14 protein-coding genes and 2 tRNA genes are annotated in these 17362 nt (G+C 70.2%); 6 read left to right on the top strand and 10 right to left on the bottom strand.

Annotation, left to right across the window (positions count from 1 at the left end; translation table 11 throughout):
• The first annotated feature begins 114 nt into the window (after nucleotides 1–114).
• Complete coding sequence (locus tag FNH24_RS04630; protein WP_152360972.1) at nucleotides 115–810, top strand: SDR family NAD(P)-dependent oxidoreductase; 696 nt, start codon at nucleotides 115–117, stop codon at nucleotides 808–810.
• 135 nt (nucleotides 811–945) lie between these two features.
• Entirely contained in the window at nucleotides 946–1803 is an 858-nt protein-coding gene (locus FNH24_RS04625) for a 5'-3' exonuclease (protein WP_152360971.1), read from the top strand.
• Nucleotides 1804–2634: 831 nt separating this feature from the next.
• On the opposite strand, the gene FNH24_RS04620 is transcribed toward FNH24_RS04625, so the two are convergent.
• The 6 genes from FNH24_RS04620 to FNH24_RS04595 are packed head-to-tail and all read right to left on the bottom strand — an operon-like array spanning nucleotide 2635 to nucleotide 10592.
• Nucleotides 2635–3267, bottom strand: coding sequence for a GNAT family N-acetyltransferase (locus FNH24_RS04620; protein ID WP_152360970.1), 633 nt, complete (start codon nucleotides 3265–3267; stop codon nucleotides 2635–2637).
• Nucleotides 3264–5369: a penicillin acylase family protein gene (locus FNH24_RS04615; RefSeq protein ID WP_152360969.1), complete on the bottom strand. Its 2106-nt coding sequence runs from the start codon at nucleotides 5367–5369 to the stop codon at nucleotides 3264–3266. Before FNH24_RS04615 ends, FNH24_RS04620 begins: the two co-directional genes overlap by 4 nt.
• A gap of 12 nt (nucleotides 5370–5381) precedes the next feature.
• Nucleotides 5382–7199, bottom strand: coding sequence for an IucA/IucC family protein (locus FNH24_RS04610; protein WP_152360968.1), 1818 nt, complete (start codon nucleotides 7197–7199; stop codon nucleotides 5382–5384).
• Nucleotides 7196–7762 (bottom strand): GNAT family N-acetyltransferase, encoded by a 567-nt coding sequence (locus FNH24_RS04605; RefSeq protein ID WP_152360967.1) that lies wholly within the window; start codon nucleotides 7760–7762, stop codon nucleotides 7196–7198. Before FNH24_RS04605 ends, FNH24_RS04610 begins: the two co-directional genes overlap by 4 nt.
• Entirely contained in the window at nucleotides 7759–9102 is a 1344-nt protein-coding gene (locus tag FNH24_RS04600) for a lysine N(6)-hydroxylase/L-ornithine N(5)-oxygenase family protein (protein WP_152360966.1), read from the bottom strand. Before FNH24_RS04600 ends, FNH24_RS04605 begins: the two co-directional genes overlap by 4 nt.
• Nucleotides 9099–10592: a pyridoxal phosphate-dependent decarboxylase family protein gene (locus FNH24_RS04595; protein ID WP_152360965.1), complete on the bottom strand. Its 1494-nt coding sequence runs from the start codon at nucleotides 10590–10592 to the stop codon at nucleotides 9099–9101. The genes FNH24_RS04600 and FNH24_RS04595 overlap by 4 nt, the downstream gene beginning before the upstream one ends.
• Before the next feature lie 119 nt (nucleotides 10593–10711).
• On the opposite strand from FNH24_RS04595, the gene FNH24_RS04590 reads away from it, so the two are divergent.
• On the top strand, nucleotides 10712–11257 hold the full coding sequence (locus FNH24_RS04590; RefSeq protein WP_152360964.1) for a hemerythrin domain-containing protein: 546 nt from the start codon (nucleotides 10712–10714) through the stop codon (nucleotides 11255–11257).
• Nucleotides 11258–11322: 65 nt separating this feature from the next.
• Here FNH24_RS04590 and FNH24_RS04585 read toward each other — a convergent pair.
• Nucleotides 11323–11413 (bottom strand) — tRNA-Ser (locus FNH24_RS04585).
• A gap of 151 nt (nucleotides 11414–11564) precedes the next feature.
• Between FNH24_RS04585 and FNH24_RS04580 the strand changes: the two genes are divergently transcribed.
• Entirely contained in the window at nucleotides 11565–13283 is a 1719-nt protein-coding gene (locus FNH24_RS04580; protein ID WP_152360963.1) for an LCP family glycopolymer transferase, read from the top strand.
• 15 nt (nucleotides 13284–13298) lie between these two features.
• Here FNH24_RS04580 and FNH24_RS04575 read toward each other — a convergent pair whose 3' ends face one another.
• Together FNH24_RS04575 and FNH24_RS04570 are read right to left on the bottom strand one after the other, a co-directional pair.
• Nucleotides 13299–13766 (bottom strand): YcxB family protein, encoded by a 468-nt coding sequence (locus FNH24_RS04575; protein WP_152360962.1) that lies wholly within the window; start codon nucleotides 13764–13766, stop codon nucleotides 13299–13301.
• Between the two features lie 88 nt (nucleotides 13767–13854).
• A tRNA-Ser gene (locus tag FNH24_RS04570) sits at nucleotides 13855–13943 on the bottom strand.
• Nucleotides 13944–14047: 104 nt separating this feature from the next.
• Between FNH24_RS04570 and FNH24_RS04565 the strand changes: the two genes are divergently transcribed.
• Nucleotides 14048–15019, top strand: coding sequence for an NAD(P)H-quinone oxidoreductase (locus tag FNH24_RS04565; RefSeq protein WP_152360961.1), 972 nt, complete (start codon nucleotides 14048–14050; stop codon nucleotides 15017–15019).
• 76 nt (nucleotides 15020–15095) lie between these two features.
• Nucleotides 15096–15686, top strand: coding sequence for a hypothetical protein (locus tag FNH24_RS04560; protein ID WP_152360960.1), 591 nt, complete (start codon nucleotides 15096–15098; stop codon nucleotides 15684–15686).
• Between the two features lie 4 nt (nucleotides 15687–15690).
• Here FNH24_RS04560 and FNH24_RS04555 read toward each other — a convergent pair whose 3' ends face one another.
• Nucleotides 15691–17355 (bottom strand): sialidase family protein, encoded by a 1665-nt coding sequence (locus tag FNH24_RS04555; RefSeq protein WP_161605992.1) that lies wholly within the window; start codon nucleotides 17353–17355, stop codon nucleotides 15691–15693.
• Between the last annotated feature and the right edge of the window lie 7 nt (nucleotides 17356–17362).

The raw sequence follows: 17362 nt of genomic DNA, 5'->3' as shown, positions 1-17362 counted from the left end.
GAAAGGTGGGGCGAAGCAGCTCTCGGGCCGGGATTCGCGACGGAGTGCTGGGCACTGGCTGCACCGCGCCGTCCTGTCGATCGGACTGTCAGGGTCCGCCGGTAGGCATGAACCATGGACATCGAGGGACGCAGAGCCGTGGTCACCGGAGGTGCGATCGGGACCGGCCGCGCGGTGGCAATCGCGCTGGCGGCGGCCGGAGCCGAGGTCGTGGTGGCCGACATCGACGAGGTGGGCGGTCGGGAGACCGTCGATCGCGCCGGGGCCGATCGCTGCCGGTTCGTCCGGACCGACCTGACCGATCCGCAGCAGACCGCCGATCTGATCACCTCGACCCGGCCGCGGATCCTGATCAACAACGCCGGCGGTGGCGGTCACCTGCCGCCGCACTTCCCCGAGGCGTCGGCGGAAGAGTGGGAACGGCTGCTCACGCTCAATCTGATCGGGCCGATGCGGGCGACCCAACACGCCCTCGTGACGATGCGGAGCGACGGCGGGGTGATCGTCAACATCTCCTCGATCGCGGGGCTGGGACTGGGTCCGCATCCGTCGCCCGAGTATTCGGCGGCCAAGGCCGGGGTGATCAGGTTCACCGCCACTCTCGCCGATGTCGCGCCGGCCCGGGTCGTCTGTCTGGTGCCGGACTGGGTGGCGACCGAACGCGTGACCGACGCCGAGCTGGCTTCGGACCCGCCGCCGATTCCGATTGCGGCGTTCACCGACGCCGTGCTCGGGCTGATCGCCGACGACTCCCTGGCCGGGCGGGTGATGCTGCTGCCTCAGGTGGGTCAGCCGCAGCTCCTGGCGTGAGCCCGGCGGGTTGTCGGCCGGGTTGTCGGTACGAGGTCGTACGGTGAAGGTTCCTGGGGATCACTGCGCACCTCGATCGGTGCGACCCGCCCGCCCAGCTCAGCGGCCAACGAGCTGGAGGTAGGTGCGCGCCCGATGACCGCTTCGACCCCACTGCTGCTGGTGGACGGACACAACTTGCTGTGGCGAGCCTGGTACGGCTTTCCGGCCCGGATCCGCAGCCGGGACAAGACCCGCGACCTGACCGGCGTGTTCGGCTTCTTCGCCCTGCTCCGGGTGGCGATTCGCGAACTGCCCGCCGCCTCGGAGGTGATCGTCGTCTTCGACGGCGAGAATGCCTGGGGCGACCGGACGGCGGTCGATCCGGACTACAAGGCGCATCGGCCGACGGACGAGGACGCGATGGCACCGATCAAGTCCCTGGCCGACGTCAACCGAGGCCTGGACGCCATCGGCCTGCGCCAGCTCTGCCTCGACACCGCCGAAGCGGACGACGTGATCGCCACTTTGACCCGCCGGTGCCGTCGGGCCACGCCGCGCCGCGACGTCTGGATCATGTCCCTCGACCGCGACTTCTATCAGCTGCTGGATCGCCGCACCCGGATCCTCAACACCGCCCGCTACCCCGGCCGGCGGGTCATCGACGCCGCCGAGGTCGAATCCCGGTTCGGCGTCCGGCCGACCCAGTGGTGCGACCGGACCAGCCTGGTCGGCGACCCGTCGGACGGCATCCGCGGCATCCACGGCGTCGGCACGATCACCGCCGCCCGCCTGCTCGCCGAAGGCCTGACCCTTGATCAACTGCCCGACTCGGGCCGCCTCACCGGACGGATCGGCGATCAGGTCCTGGCCGGCCTCGACGACGCCCGACGCTGGCGTTCCATGATCACCCTGCGCACCGACCTCCCGCTGCCGCGAGCCATGATCACCCTCAGACCCTCCGCCCCGCTGCCGCCGGCTCCCATGATCATCGAAACCCTCGAGCTCTGGTGAATGATCAACACGGCGTGTGCTTGAGGCCGCCAAGCTGCTGGGCCTGGAGAAGGTCCTCAACCGCAAGCCGAAGCCGCTCTCCGGTGGTCAGCGGCAGTGCGTCGCGAGGGGTCGATGGCTCTCCGGCCCGCTCGGGCCCGGATCCTTCGGCGCGTTCCAGAGCGTCTTGAGTTCCGCCGCGCGCCAGTCCGGATGTTGCTGGGCCTACAGCGCTGCCGCGCCGGCCACGTGCGGCGCCGTCTCGCCTGCCGCGACCTGGATCCGCGCCGAGCGCTGCCAGGTTGTGCCGATGAGCGCAGCTGCCGGCGGGGCCGCGTAGTCGGTGCAGATCGGCCGGGACGGGGCTGGGCTGAAAGACGAAGAGATGCATCAAGGACGGGCGGGTTGAGCAGAACTCCTGTTCCCTGCCGTCCGCCAGATGGTTGCCGAGGTCGGTTTGCCGGTTTGCACGCCGAGTGGACGCCTTGGCCACGCCCGGGGCACTCTTGGGTGGCCAAAGCGTCCACTCGCGTAGTCCGGATGCCCGCTAGCGGGTGGGGGATGCGAAGCCCGGTACGCCGAGCACGGAATCCCTCGGAACGCGACCTGCGCCCGCTCGTCCCCGACCCCGGCCGGAACCGGCCAACTCGGCCGCGTCCCACCCCGCCTACCCGTCCCCATTGGTGCGTCTTTCGACCAACGCAGGTCTGCACCCGGCCGAGAAACCCGACACGGGTGGCGCCGCTCGCTGCCGCGCCGTCGGTGGATCCCCGGGCTCAAGAGAAGCTGACCATGGGACCGCCCATCCGAGGATCAGGGAACGGAAACCGTCCGGACTGCCCTTCGGCAGGCTCAAGAAACGACGATCTCACCCGGGAGGTCGGGATGGGTCGTTGTGGACTCCCAGCGGGAACGGGTGAGGAAGGCGAGTTGGGCGCGCTTGTCCGGCAGGTCGATCTCCGGGCCGAGTTGGAAGCCGAGACGGGTGAGGCGCTCGACGGCGGGACGGTTGCGGATGTCCGGTTCGCCGATGATGCGTTGCGCGCCGGGTCGGGAGAACAGGAACCGCGCGACCAGGGCGGCGATCCGGCCGGTGTAGCCGGGGATCCGGCGGGAGCGGGCGCCGAGCAGGAAGTGGACGCCGACGTCGCCCGGCTCGACCGGGTAGCACTCACCGACCGGATCGCACTCGGGTTGATAGGTCTGCAGCAGCACCACCGGCACGCCACCGAATCGGATCAGGAAAGCGTGGTGGCTGGGCAGGGAATCGACGTAGGCGTAGAGCTCCCGCAGCTCGGTCCGACTCAGCCCGGCCAACCCCCAGAAGCCGGCGTGCGGTTCGCGGACCCAACGATGGATGGTGTCCAGATCGCCGTCAGGGTCGAGCACTGTGACGGTCGCCTCGCCGAGTTCAGGCTCCTGCTCGACGTACACCTGCTCGCCGGGTCGGCCCGCAGCGAGTCGATCAAGGTCCGGGGCGTTCATGATCGACTTCGATCGAAGAGATCATCCGGCCGCAGCCGGGACCAGTCGGTCTCGATCTTGGTCGGGGCGACGTCGACCCAGCCGGCGAGTTGATCGGCGAAGTGGGGCGAGGCCGGGTCCCCGGAAGCGCCGAAGGGCACGCTCCAGCGGCTGTTCGCGCGATCACCGAGGTCCCAGGCCCAGCGGGCGACCGAGCCGCGGGAACAGCGGTCGGTGACCCCGGGCGTGGTCCCGGTGCAGCGGACCGTGTCGTTGTCGCCGGACAGTTCGGGCGTGAGGTCGGCGCCCGGTACGGCACCCGGATCGAGGCCGTCGACCTCGCCGAGCAGGTGCAGCGGGCGCAGCCGGTGCCGGGCACCCCACGGCTCCGCCGGCGTCGCGGCGGCGTCCTCCAGGGCGGCGATGATCAAGGACTCGGCAGGCAACCCGAGGGTCTCGTCCGCGAGCAGCCGCGGCAGGGCGGCGGCGACCCGCGCGGTGACCGAGAACCACGGATCGAAGATCGCGCCGAGGCCGTGCGGTCGCCCGAGCGGCGCGAGTACGGGCTCGGCGGCGACCCGGCCGGCCAGGGCGGCCCGCCAGGCCACGAAGCGCGCCGCGGCCGGATCATCGGCCGTCATCCGGCCCTCCCAGCCCAGCAGTTCGTCGCGTACGGCCCGGGCAGCCGGTCCGAGCCGGTCGGCGGCCGGCAGCAGGGCGAGCAGCGGCGCTGCGGAGCCCAGCGCGACGTCGGCCCAGATCGGCTCCAACTCGGCGATCGTGGTCGGCCGGAGCTCGGCCAGCAGGGCCGTGATCCGGTCGGCGCGATGCGGCGGCGGGTAGTCCCAGCCGAAGTCGATCTCGGCCCGGGCCGGTCGTTCGTTGGCGTCGACGGCGATGTCGGTCACCGCGATCGCGGCCGGCATCGGAGCCGCCGCGACAAGGTCGGTGTTGGTCGGGTCCAGCGCCAGCCGCCGCTCCGCCGAAGCCCGGGCCGGCACCCGGCCCACGGTCGCCGACAACACCGCGCCGGTGGTGTCCGCGGCGAGCAGTCGGTTGACCGGATCGACCCAGCGGCCGAACGCCGCGACGACGTCGGCGGCGGTCCGGGCCCGGAGCAGCGGCAGCAGCGCGCCGAAGCCCAGGTCGGCCTCGGCCCGGGCCGGCGACCGCAGACTGAACCCGGTCAGCTCGGCGTCGGACCCTTGGCTCAGCTCGGTCACCACCGGTCCACGCCGGGTCTCGATCGCCTCGATGATCATGGGTTCGCCACCGCGCACCTGCACCGTGCTCCGCTCCAGGTCGGTCGGCTGCCAACCCTGCGGACCGAGAGCCTCGTAGCCGGAACCGGTGCGCCGCAGCCGCTCGGCGAACAGGTCGGCCCCGTGCGCGGTGGCGTTGGTGATGCCCCAGGCGGCCTGGCCGGTGTGGCCGAAGTGGGCGATGCCCGGCACTCCGGGGAAGGCCAGCCCGATCACGTCGAACTCCGGGCAGGCCAGCCGGAGCTGCTGATAGACCCCGGGCAGTTCGATCACCCGATGTGGGTCCCCGGCCAGCACCGGCGCGCCGCCGGCGGTCCGGGAACCGTGCAGGGCCCAAGCGTTGCTGCCGGACAACGGTTCGTCGCTCGCGAACAGGGCGACCGCGGCGTCGCCGAGCGTGGCGGCCACGTGCGTCCGCCAGAACAGCGCCGGCATGCTGCCGAACAGCACATGGCAGGTGTGCAGGATGCCGAGCGGGGCCCAGTCCGGCCACTCGTCGGGCTCGAAACGATCACCGAAGTGCCGCTCCAGCAGCCCGTACTCGGCCGGCGTGGTCTCCCGCAGCCCGTGCCGGACCCCGGCCGTGTAGGCGTCCACCCAGATCCGCACCTCCGACCCGAGGGCCTGATAGGCCCGCCGCGCCGTGTCGGCCAACCGGGCCCGGCGGGCGAAGACGTCCCAGGCGACCCCGGCCGAGCCGATCAGCAAGGCCAGCCGGCCCTCGGTCCGGAGCCGGTCGGTCTCGATCTGCCAGCCGCGATCCCGGGCGGTCACCCTCCCCTGGGCGTACGCGAGCGCCAGATGATCATCGGCTCGAAGATGCGGGACACCATGATCATCGCGAAACAGCTCGGTCGGCATGCCCGCACTCTGTCAGCCGACGAGGGCGGAGTCGAGGGGCGTCCCACTCTCCGCGACGGCGGGACCACCGGACCGGGCGATCGGGTTGGCCAGCGTGCCGGCATAGATCAACGACTCCGACTGATTGGTCAGATCGACCATCTGCAAGGTGTTCCGGAGCTGGAGCCGATTCAGGCAGGAGTGGTCGAACCGGGCCGCTCGCAGGTCGATCGCGGAGTCGAGCTCCGGATGATCGGCCGCGTGCCGATCGACGCACTCGGCCACCAGCCGCCAGAAGGTGGACTCCGGCAGCGTCCGGTCGGCGTGCAGGATGCCGGCCAGGTGCCGCAGCACGCCGTCGAAAACGTCGGTGAAGATCACCAGCGCCTTCTCCCGGTCGTCGACGGGATGGACGACCCGTCGGACCGGCTCGGGCACCGCCCGGTCGGCCAGCACGGCGATCTCCTCGCCGATGTCCTTCATGAACACTCCGGCCGGCCGGTGATCATCGAGCACCAGGATCAGGTTCTCGCCGTGCGGCATGAAGGCGAGATCGTACGCCAGCAGACAGTGCACCAACGGCCGCAGATAGCCGTGCAGATAGTCCCGGATCCACGTCTCCGCGGGCAGTCCGGACGATCGGATCAAGGCGGTGATCACCGAAGCTCCGGCCGGGTCGCGGTGCAGCAGGGCGGCCATGGTGGACAGCCGTTCACGGCCGCGGAGCAGCGGCAGCGGGCTCTCCCGCCAGAGCGCGGCGATCATCTTGCGGTGCGCGTTCGGCCGCGCCGTGCGGTGATACGCGTCACCGGTGTAACCGATCGACGCCCGCTCCCGGAGCACCCGGAACCGTGCCTCACCGAGGGTCTGATCGGCACCGACCAGGTCGGCCACCCAGTCGTTGATCGCCGGGGTGACCCGCATGTAGGCCGGCGACAGCCCGCGCAGGAACCCCATGTTCTGCACGGCGAGCGCGGTCTTGACGTAGTGCCGGTCCGGATGGGTCCGGTTGAACAGCGTGCGGATCGACTGCTGAGCCAGGTAGTCGTCGTCGCTCTCGCCGAGGAACACCAGGTCGCGCCGGGCCACGTCAGGCGCGAACGTGATCGCAATCCGGTGCCGCCACTGCCACGGATGGACCGGCAGCCAGTGGTATTCGGCCGGGTCGAGCCCGAGCCCGGTGAGCCGATCCCGGAAGCGTTGCACCTGCCGGGCGCCCAGCTCACCGGCGACGAAGCTCGCCTCGGCCAGGCCCTGGCCGAGTGCCAGGTGGGTGTGCTCGCGCCGCGCGGCGAGCCAGACCAGCCGGAACGGCTCCCCGGCCTCCGGCGCGTAGGCCGCGTACTCGTCCACGGCGAAACCGATCCGGCCGTTGTTGGCCACGAAGCCGGGATGGCCCTCGGTCATCGACGACTCGATCGTCTGGAAGTCGGCGTCGACGAGCTCGCCGGCGGTCGGCCCACCACCGTTCAGGTGATAGGCGTCCCGCTTGTACGCCGCGGCGGCCAGGGTCGACGCGATCTCCTCCAGGTAGGTGCCGACAAGATCATCGGGGATGTCGAGCAGCGGCTGCAGCTCCAGCACCAGCTGCTGCGCGTCCAGCGGTGCCGGCGCCCCGGCGACGGTTCGGTCCAGGCTCGGCTCGTCGATCAGCCAGTGCTCCAGCGCCAGCCGCTCGGCCCGGAAGCGGTAGCGGACCCGGCCGCCGTCCAGCTCGAGCCGCCAACCGTCGCCGTCGCGCTCCGGCGCCATCAGCCGCTCGTGGCTGAATTCGGCGATCGCCTTGGCGGTCAGGTGACGCTGGGCCGCTTCCATCGTCTTCGGCGTCAGGTGTTCCGCGTTCGTGATCATGAATTCCTTCCCAGGACTGAGGAGGCGAAGTCGGCCCGGGTGCAGGCCGAGAGGGCCGCCTGCTTGGTCCCGTCGCCCTCGGGCAGCTCGAGCTCGTCCAGCACCCGGAAGCCGGCGCGGGCGTTCATCGCGATGATCTTGGTGTTGGCCACGTCGGGCTCGACGACGACCCGTTCGGCCCCCAGCCGGTCGAAGCACCAGCGCATCACGGCCGCGAACACGGCACCGGTGAAGCCGTGGCTCGACGGCCCGTCGGGCGGGGCGATCAGCACGTGCATCCCAAGATCACCGGGCAACGCCGAGTACCGGCCGGCGAGCAGCACCCGGGCCGGGTCGTAGGTCTCGGCCAGGAACGCCGGGCCGCCGTCGACCGATCCCAGCCAGGCGGCCTGATCCGGATCGGCCACGATGCCGGCCAGATAGTCCCGCACCTGATCGACCTCGAGGTGACCCATCCGCCAGAACGCGGCCCGGGGACCGGTCAACCAGCGCCGGACCAGCGGGGCGTCGTCCGCCGGTGCCACCGGCCGGATCTCGGTTCGTCGCTGCGCCTCGGTGATCATCGGGCCACCCCCAGGGTGTCCGCCGCGGAGGCCTCGGACGGCTCGGCATCGGCCGGCAGGCCGAACTCCTGGAACGCGATCCGGCGTTCGATCGGGTACGGCTCAGCGCCGGTGATCGCGGCCAGGATGGCCGAGTTGCGCCAGGCGCCGAAGCCGAGGTCCGGCGCGGTCAGGCCGTGGGTGTGCTCCTCGCCGTTCTGGACGAAGATCCGGCCCCGGCCCGCGTCGATGCTGTAGTCGCGGGCGACCGCGAGCCGGCCGACCGGATCGATCAGCAGCCGGTTCCGGATCGGATCAAGGAAGGACGGGATCCCGGCGGTGTAGCCGGTGGCCAGGACCAGCGCGTCGGCCCGGCGTTGATAGACCCGATCGAGCTGGGTGTGCCGCAACCGCAGTCGATACTGCTCGCCGTCCCAGTCGGCGTCGACCAGTTCGGTTTCCGTCAGCAGTGTGGTCGGCACCGGGCCACCGGCGCTGAGCCGATACAGCGTGTCGTAGATGTCGTCGATCAGGTCGCCCGAGATGCCCTTGTAGAGCGCCCGCTGGTCCCGGCCGAGCCGCTGTCGCTGCTGCAGCGGCAATCCGTGGAAGTGATCGGTGTAGTCGGGCGAGGTGAGCTCCAGCGTGAGCTTGGTGTATTCCATCGGGAAGAACCGCGGCGACCGGGTCACCCAGTCCAGCCGATAGCCGCCGCCGGGAAGATCACCGAGCAGCTCGCGATAGATCTCGGCCGCCGACTGGCCACTGCCGATGATCATGATCGACCGGGCCTGGCGCAGCCGGTCCCGATGATCAAGGTAGTCGGCGCTGTGCAGCACCGGGCCGGCCAGCTCACGCAGCGGCTCCGGCACGAACGGCCGGGTGCCGACGCCGACCACGACATGCCGTGCCAGCACCACCTCGGCTTCGCCGGTGTCGCGTCGCTCGGCCCGGACCCGGTACAGGTCGCCGTCGCTGTCGTACTCGATCATCGTGACGTGCCGGCCCCAGCGCAGGTTCGGCAGTTGCTCGCTGGCCCAGCGGCCGTACGCGTCGTACTCGGCGCGGAGCGGATAGAAGCTCTCCCGGATGTAGAACGGGTAGAGCCGACCGGTCCGCTTGAGCCAGTTGAGGAACGAGAACGGCGAGGTCGGGTCGGCCAGCGAGACCAGATCGGCCAGGAACGGCACCTGGATCGTCGCTCCGTCGATCATCATCCCCGGATGCCAGCGGAACTCCGGGGCGGAGTCGAGAAACACCGTGTCCAGGTCGAGCGGCTCGGCCAGGCAGGCCAGGCCGAGGTTGAACGGCCCGATGCCGATCCCGACCAGGTCATGGACGTGATCGAATTCGGGGCTCATGCTGCCGCCTCCGCGGCGGCGCGGAGCCGGCTCCGTTGTTGATCAAGCACATCGCCCGGCTCGATCCCGGCCAACGCGGCCCCGGTGCGCTTGATCAACAGCAGGATCCGGCGCACGTCGTCCAGGCCGGCATCCGGATTGAGCAGGGTGAGCTTGAGGCACGGCCGGCCGTTGATCATGGTCTTGGCGACGTGCGCCCGGCCCGACTCGAACAACGCCCGCCGGATGGCCGGCACCGCGGAGTCCCGGGCCGCCTCGTCCAGCCCCGCGGGCGCGTACCGGAACAGCACGGTGCTCAACTGGGACCGACCGACCAGCTCAAGATCACGATCGGCGGCGACCTCGTCGTGCACCGCCCGGGCCAGATCGATCACCGAGTCGAACAACTCGCCCAGCCGCTCGGCACCGAGCGCGCGCAGGGTCGTCCACAGTTTCAGGGCGTCGAACCGGCGGGTGGTCTGCAGCGACTTGTCGACCTGGTTGGGCTCGGCGTCCTGCCGCGGATTCAGGTAGTCGGCGTGCCACACGGTCGGCGCGAACGCCGCCGGGTCGCGGATGATCACCGCGCTCGATGAGACCGGCTGGAAGAAGCTCTTGTGATAGTCCACGGTCACCGAATGGGCCCGCTCGATGCCGACCAGCAGGCTCCGGCGGCGGCGCGACACCAGCAGCCCGCAGCCGTACGCGGCGTCGACGTGCAACCACACCTCGGCCCGCTCGCAGCGATCCGCGATCGCGTCGACCGGATCGATCACGCCGCGGTCGGTGGTCCCGGCCGTCGCGACCACCGCCATCGCCAGCCCGCCCGCCCGCCGGACCTCGGTCAGGGCCGCGTCGAGCGCCGCCGGATCCATCCGGCCGGCCCCGTCGTCCGCGACCTTGATCACGGCGTCCTCGCCGAGCCCGAGCAGCAACGCGGCCTTGGCGACGCTGAAGTGACTCGACGCGGTCGCGAGGATCCGCAGCCGTGGCAGTCCGTCGGCGCGGGACAACGCCGGGTTCCGCAGCAGCGTGTGCTCCCGGGCCAGCAGCAGCGCCTGCAGATTGGACTGGGTGCCGCCGGAGGTGAAGATCCCGTCGCCGTCGGCGAACCCGATCCGCCGCGCCGTCCAGTCGACCAGCCGCCGCTCCATCAGGGTCCCGATCGTCGACTGGTCATAGGTGTCGACCGACGGGTTCACCGCGGCCAGGACCGCCTCGGCGGCGACCGCCGGCAGCGCGACCGGACAGTTGAGATGCGCGGCGTAGGAGGGATCGTGGAACCAGACCGCGTGCGGCAGGAACAGCCGCCCCACCTCCTGCACCGCCGCCTCGGTCCCGAGCCCGGCGGCGTCCAGGTCGACGTCGTCGACCAGCCGTTGCAGCTCGGCCCGGCTGGCTCCCGAGAACGGTTGGCTGACCGCGGCGACCTGGTCGGCGATCAGGCGAGTGGTGGATTCGAGCAGCGTTGCGTAACGGTCGGCGGTAGTGGAGGACAGCAGTTCGGACACAAGCGACTCCGAGCGATCGGGGACAAGGTCAACTGCTTAGGCGTGCCTAAGTTAGCATTGCCTAACCTGTTCGTCTGCCCCCTGTCCACCGCTGCCGACCGCGCGGTAGAACTGAGGACATGAACCATGTCATCGATGTCGGCCGGCCGGTCTCGGGTGATGTGATCGAGCTGATCCTGCAGGACCATCGCCGGTTCGAGGATCTGCTGCGGCAGCTGCGAGACGCGACGTCGGACCGCCCCGCCGTCCTCGACGCGCTGGCCACGATCCTCGTCGCCCACGCCGAGGCCGAGGAGAAGTTCGTCTACCCCAAACTCAGAAAGCGCTCTGCGGTCGGCACGCACGAGGCCGAGCACGGCGAGGAGGAGCACGCCGAAGGCCATGAGGCCCTGCTCGCGGTGCTGGAGCTGAAGGGGACCGCCACGGCCGCGTTCGACGACGCGGTGGAGAAGCTGTCGGCGGTGATCAGCCATCACCTCGTCGAGGAGGAGTTGACCATCCTCAACCCGGCCCGCGCGGCGCTGGGATCCCGGGCCAAGTCCGACCTGGGCGAAGCCTTCGTCACCGAACGGAACCGCCAGATCGACTCGCACTGCGGCAACCTGACCAACGTTCGCGCCCTCGTCGCGACCAGCCGCCGCGAGGGCAAGCTCGACGACGACTGACCCGCTGACACAGCAAACGCCGGGGGCTCCTGATCATGGAGCCACCCGGCGTTTCCCTTTCAGGGCGGAGGCGGCGGGATTTGAACCCGCGAGAGGGGATGAACCCTCAACCCGCTTAGCAGGCGGGCGCCATAGACCGGACTAGGCGACGCCTCCCCGACTCGGACGCGCCGAGACCGCCCAAGAGTACCGATCGGGAACCACAAGAGGCAAAGTGTCGTTGAACCAGGGCGTTGAGTCGACAGAAACCCGGCGCATAGGGTAAGCCGGGTCCCGAAAGAGTTGGTCGTGTTGGGGGTCAAAGTCCGTGGCAGATGAGCAAGACCAGTGGCACTGGGACCTGCCCGAAACCTCGGCTCGTCAGGCACGGGCCCGGCAACGCGCCCGCGAGGCCCGTTCCGGCCGGAACGGCAGCGGCAGCAGCCGGAGCAGCCGGCGGACGGTCGACACCCCCGGATTCCGGCGGACCGTCCTGTTCACGATTCTTGGCGCGGTCGTCCCCGGCGCCGGACTGCTCGCGGCCGGCCGGAAGAAAGCCGGGGCAATTGTGCTCACGGTCTTCGTCCTCGGCCTGGTCACCCTCGGCCTCTGGGCCGTGGTCGACCCGAAGGGCCTGGCCAGCATCGCGGTGACACCCGAGTTGCTCAATCTGGTCTCGGTGATCGCCGTGATCATCGGCCTGGCCTGGGTGGTCGTCGTCATCGCCAGCCACCTGGCGCTCCGGAACAAGCCGAGTTCGCCGCAGCGGATCGCCGGCGGCCTGCTGGTCGGTCTGCTCGCGTTCGCGGTCGCGGCCCCGATGGCGGTCGCCGCGCGTTACAGCTACGACCAGGCCGACCTGGTCGCCAAGGTCTTCCAGCGCCAGGACAACAGCAAGAGCGCGACCCGGCCGACCATGAATCCGCACGGGAATCAGAACGATCCATGGAAGGGCAAGGATCGGCTCAACGTCCTGCTGCTCGGCGGCGACGGAAACTCCAAGCGCCCGGGCATCCGCACCGACACGGTGATCGTCGCCAGCATCGACACCAAGACCGGTAACACGACCCTGATCAGCCTGCCGCGCTGCACCGCCAGGATGCCGTTCCCGGAGGATTCGCCGCTGCACCAGTACTACCCGGACGGCTTCACCAACGGCAACGGCGATGATCTCGAATTCTGCCTGACCGCGATGTATGAGAACGTCCCGGCCAACGTGCCCAAGGACGTCCTCGGCGAGACCGACAACCTCAACGCCGATGTGGTGAAGATCTCGGCCGGCGAGGCGCTCGGGCTCAAGATCGACTACTACGTGCTGGTCAACCTCAAGGGCTTCGAGCAGTTGATCGATGCCCTCGGCGGGTTGACCCTGAACGTCAATTTCTACATCCCCAAGGGCGGCGACAGCGACGCCCACATCCCGCCGTCCGAGTTCCTGACCCCGGGCCCCAGCCAGCACCTGAACGGCAAGGACTCGCTCTGGTACGCCCGCGGCCGGTACGGCTACAGCGACTTCTCCCGGATGGACCGGCAGCGCTGCGTGATCGACGCGATCATCAAACAGGCCAATCCGGCCAACCTGCTGGCCCGCTACGAGGCGATCGCCAAGGCCGGCAAGGAGATCGTCCAGACCGACATCCCGCAGGAGATGCTGCCGGCGATGGTCGAGCTGGCCACCCGGGTGCAGGGCGGCAACATCCGCAGCGTCGTGTTCACCCACGGCGAGGACGGCTTCCTGGTCTACCGGCCCGACTTCGACATGATGCGGGAGCGGGTCCGGAAGGCGATCGGCGAGTCGGAGAAGAAGCCCAAGAAGCAGACGCAGTCACCGGCCCCCGGTGATCCGCAGACGAGCGAACCGGCCGACCCGCCGCCGTCCAGCGAGCAGCCGAAGGACCCGGAGACCAAGGAATCGGATCCGCCCGAGTCCGACAAGAACACGAAGGAACCGGACGACAAGAAGGACGAGGCGAGCGACGACACCGGCGACTCCTGCAAGTTCCGGCCGGACATCGCCGCGACCTCCAGGCCGAAGTACACCGGCTGACCTTCTCGCCTCGGGCTAGCTGCCGTAGCCGCGGTTGGCGTCGAGTCGGTCCCGGACCGCGGTCATGAACGCGACCACGCCCCGGTCCTCGTCGTCCCGGGGGTTCACGAACTCGGTGCCGCCGGAGCTGGCGACGACGATGAAGTGATGCCGGGTGGCCTTGACCGAGGTCACCTCCGACCACGGGATCCGCTGCCGACGACCGAGCCGGCGCACCTCGATCCCGGCGCCGTCCATGATCACCGTGGTGCTCAGTCGCAGCACCAGGATCAGGGCGACGATCGCCAGCCCGGCGCCGAGCACCAGCAACACGACACCGACGATCCGGACCGGCTCCAGGGCCGCCACGGTGCCGGCGACGATCAGCGCGGCTCCGGCGATCGCGGCCGCGGCGGCGATGGCGTACGCCCGCACCGGGGGTCTGGGCGTGAGCAGGTGCGTCTCGGTCTTCGAGTTGCGGGCCCGCGCATCCTGCTCACTCACAGTGCTCACCTTAAGTCCCAAGACCACCGGGGAAGATCACGCCGGGAGTACCCGGCACCGGATTCCCCAAACCTGAGACCCGGATCGGCGGCGAGGGTGGGATTCGAACCCACGGAACGGTTTCACCCGCTCGGGCGCTTTCAAGGCGCCTGCACTAGTCCACTATGCGACCTCGCCCGGTCCGCGGCCGGAGAGTCTCCGGCCAAGGCCATCGTCGATCTTAGTGGCACCGTCGCCGGCCGCGCCGGTCGGATGTGGTGCCGGTGTGACAACCTGGCGCCATGCTGGCCATCGACGTTCTGGAACCGGGCGGCCCGGAGGCACTGCGACCGGTCGAGGTGGAAGCGCCGAGCCCGGGGCCGGGCGAGGTCGCGATCAGGACCCGGGCGATCGGCGTCAACGGGGCCGATCTGGTGCAGCGGCAGGGCAGCTACCGGCCACCGCCGGGCGCGAGCCCGATCCCGGGCCTGGAATGTTCCGGAACGATCTCGGCGGTCGGGCCGGACGTCACCGGCTGGAAGGTGGGCGAGCCGTGCGTCGCGCTGCTCGCCGGCGGCGGTTACGCCGAGGTCGTGGTCGCGCCGACCGGGCAGGTCGTACGGCCTCCGGACGGGGTCGATCTGATCACCGCCGGTGGCCTGATCGAGGTCGCCGCCACGGTGGTCGCGAACCTCGACCTGGCCCGGCTCGGGCCGGGCGAGCGGTTCTGTGTGCACGGCGGAGCGGGCGGCATCGGCTCGTTCGCGATCCAGTACGCGAAGCAACTCGGCGCGGAGGTGATCTGCACCGCCGGCTCGACCGAGAAGCTGGACTACTGCCGCTCGATCGGCGCCGACCACGCGCTGTCCTACCGCGACGACTGGGCGGCCGCGATCGAGGCGATCACCGACCGCACCGGCCTGGACGTGATCTTGGACAGCGTCGGCGGCGACTATCTGGAGCAGCACGTACGGCTGCTCGCGACCTCGGGCCGGCTGATCGTGATCGGGTTGCAGGGTGGCCGCGCCGGCACCCTCGACCTGGGCCGGCTGCTGGCCAAGCGCGCCACGATCCACGCCACCCTGCTGCGGCCGCGGCCCATCGCGGAGAAGGCCGCGATCTGCGCCCGGGTGGCCGAGGCGATCTGGCCGATGATCAACGACGGCCGGATCAAGCCGGCCCCGCAGACCACCTTCCCGCTGACCGAAGCCGCCGCGGCCCACCGGCACCTGGAATCCGGCGACAACCTCGGCAAGGTGCTGCTGCTCGCCTGAGCCCCTTATGGCCCCATGACGGATCCGAATGCGCAGCCCGGCCCTATCGGCCCGGCCCGTCGTTACCGTCGGCGCCATGACCGAGAGAGCACAACTGCGCGGAGCGGGCCTGCGACTCCCGGTCGTGCTGGCTTCGACCTCGGCGGCCGCGGGCGGCGCACTCGTCACCGGGTTGGCGATCATGAATCCGTTCAATCTGGCTCACGCCGGCACCTTCGGCACCATCGGAGTCGCCGTCCTGTTCCTCTTTCTCGGCGTTACCTTCGCCTTGGCGCCCTGGTGCGTGCCGGTGCGCGTCGCGGCGGCCATCGCCGCGGTAGGGCTCGGTGCGATCCTGGTGCCCATGTCGGTGGCCTCCCACGTGATCGGTGGCACCGGGAGACCGGTCGCATCGACGAAGGCGGCGGACGGGTCCGACCTGGTGGTGCAGCGGGACAACTGGATCGACGAGTGGCCGGTGATCAGGCTGGGCCGCGGCAGCGGACCGTTACGCCAGGAATCGTTGGTCTATTACGGCCCGATGTACGGCGAGCTTCCCTCCGACGTGCGGTTCGCGGGCGACCACCAGATCGCCTTCAGCGTCGGTGACCGCGACTACACCTCCACGTACGATCCCTGGACGCTGGAGGTCGACCCGATCGACTGCCAGTACGACGACGACTGCTGAACCCCTACTGATACTCGGCGGTGGTGCTGAAGACGGCGGTCAGGGTGCGCCGGCTGACGTCGTAGCCGAGGGTCAGGTAACGGCCGGGCGAGAGCTCGACGCTGCTCGGGTTGGCTTGATCACCGCGGGTCGTGTCATAGATCCGGGTCTCGGCGATGCCGTCCCACGGGCCGGCCGGGTTGCTGATCAACTGGCCGTACGTCGGCCGCGTCGACGGCGTGATCGCGCCCCAGGTCAGCAGCAGCGCCCCGGTCGAGGTGACCAGCTGATGGTGCGACGAGGCCATGATGTCGGTGACGACCGGCGTGCTCCAGGTCTGGCCCCCGTCGGTCGAGCGGCTCAGCCGGGCCGCGATGCCGGCGCCGGAGCCGTTGGCCATCCGGATCAGCGAGACCAGCTGGCCGCCCGGCAGCACCGAGACATTCGGTTCCTGGAAGTTCACCCCGCCGCCGGAGCCGATGATGCGCTCGCTCGAGCGGTGGAAGGTCAGCCCGCCGTCGGTGCTGCGGACCACGGTGGCGCGCGAGGTCGTGTCCCCCGGAACCCTTCCGTACAAGGGGATCAGCACGTCGCCGTTGGACAGCTCGACGGCCGCGCCGTGGCTGCCGTTCCAGCCGCCCGCATCGGGATCCATCGCCGAGTCGACCTCGACCGGAGCACTCCAGGTCGCGCCGTTGTCGGTGGACCTGATCACGTGGGTGCCGTGCTGCTTGCTCGGCTGACCGGCCGGCCACTCGGTGACGAAGAAGCTGACCAGCAGCGTCCCGTCGGACAGCTTGCTGATCTTGGGATCGCGGGCGTCGTAGTGGGCGCTGCCGAACGTCCCGTCCTCGATCGTCCGCGGACTGCTCCAATTGACGCCGCCGTCGGTGGAGCTGACCAGCTTGATATCGCCGTTGGCGTTGGTGTGCGCGGTGGCGCTGTGATAGACCGCCAGCAGCGTGCCGTTGGCCAGCTTGGTGATGTCCGGGAACCGGATCTGGCTGCCGGCCGGATCGATCGCGACCACCGTCGAGTGCATGATCAGATTGTCCACCTGTTGTGAGCTGCCGGTCGGCTGGGTGCCGGCGGACACGAACTCGATGCCGGTGATCGGCGAGCCGGCCGAGGCCTTGATCGTCGTCGAGCGCCGGTTGCCGTTGAAGGTGACCGAGGCCAGATCGGCGGTGGCGTCGACGACGATCTTCCGGTACGTGTTGCGCAGGCTGACCGGCTCGGTCCCCATCGTCTGCCAGGCCGTGCCGTTGTAGACCGAGAGCACCGTGCTGGTCGCGTTCGCGGTGATCATGAACCGGAAGACCCCCAGCGCCGCGTTGTCACCCGACCCGCGGATGGCGAACAGCGACGCGCTGCCCCACTCGGTGATCGCCAGATCGAACTCGAAGTGCCGCGAGTTGACCGCCGGCGCCGGGAAGTAGGCCTTGGTCTGCAGCGAGGCCGACGCATCGGTCAACTGCACCGCCCGACCGGTGCCGCCGAGCCGCGGCGTGACCGCGACCGAGCCCTGCACCGTGGCTCCCGACGGTGGCTGGTTCAGCGGCTCGGCGTCGAACGTCCGCGGCGCCGCCGTCTCCGCGGCCGACGCCGTCGGCGCGGTGATCAGTTGGGCCAGACACAGTACGGCGACCAGCCCCGCGATCGCCCCCGCCCGAAGTCCCCCAGTACCCATTGACCGC

It is taken from the genome of Microlunatus speluncae, assembly GCF_009299835.1.
Taxonomy (GTDB): domain Bacteria; phylum Actinomycetota; class Actinomycetes; order Propionibacteriales; family Propionibacteriaceae; genus Microlunatus; species Microlunatus speluncae.
Note: the sequence above shows the minus strand (reverse complement) of the source record. Positions and strands in the feature narration are given on the sequence as shown.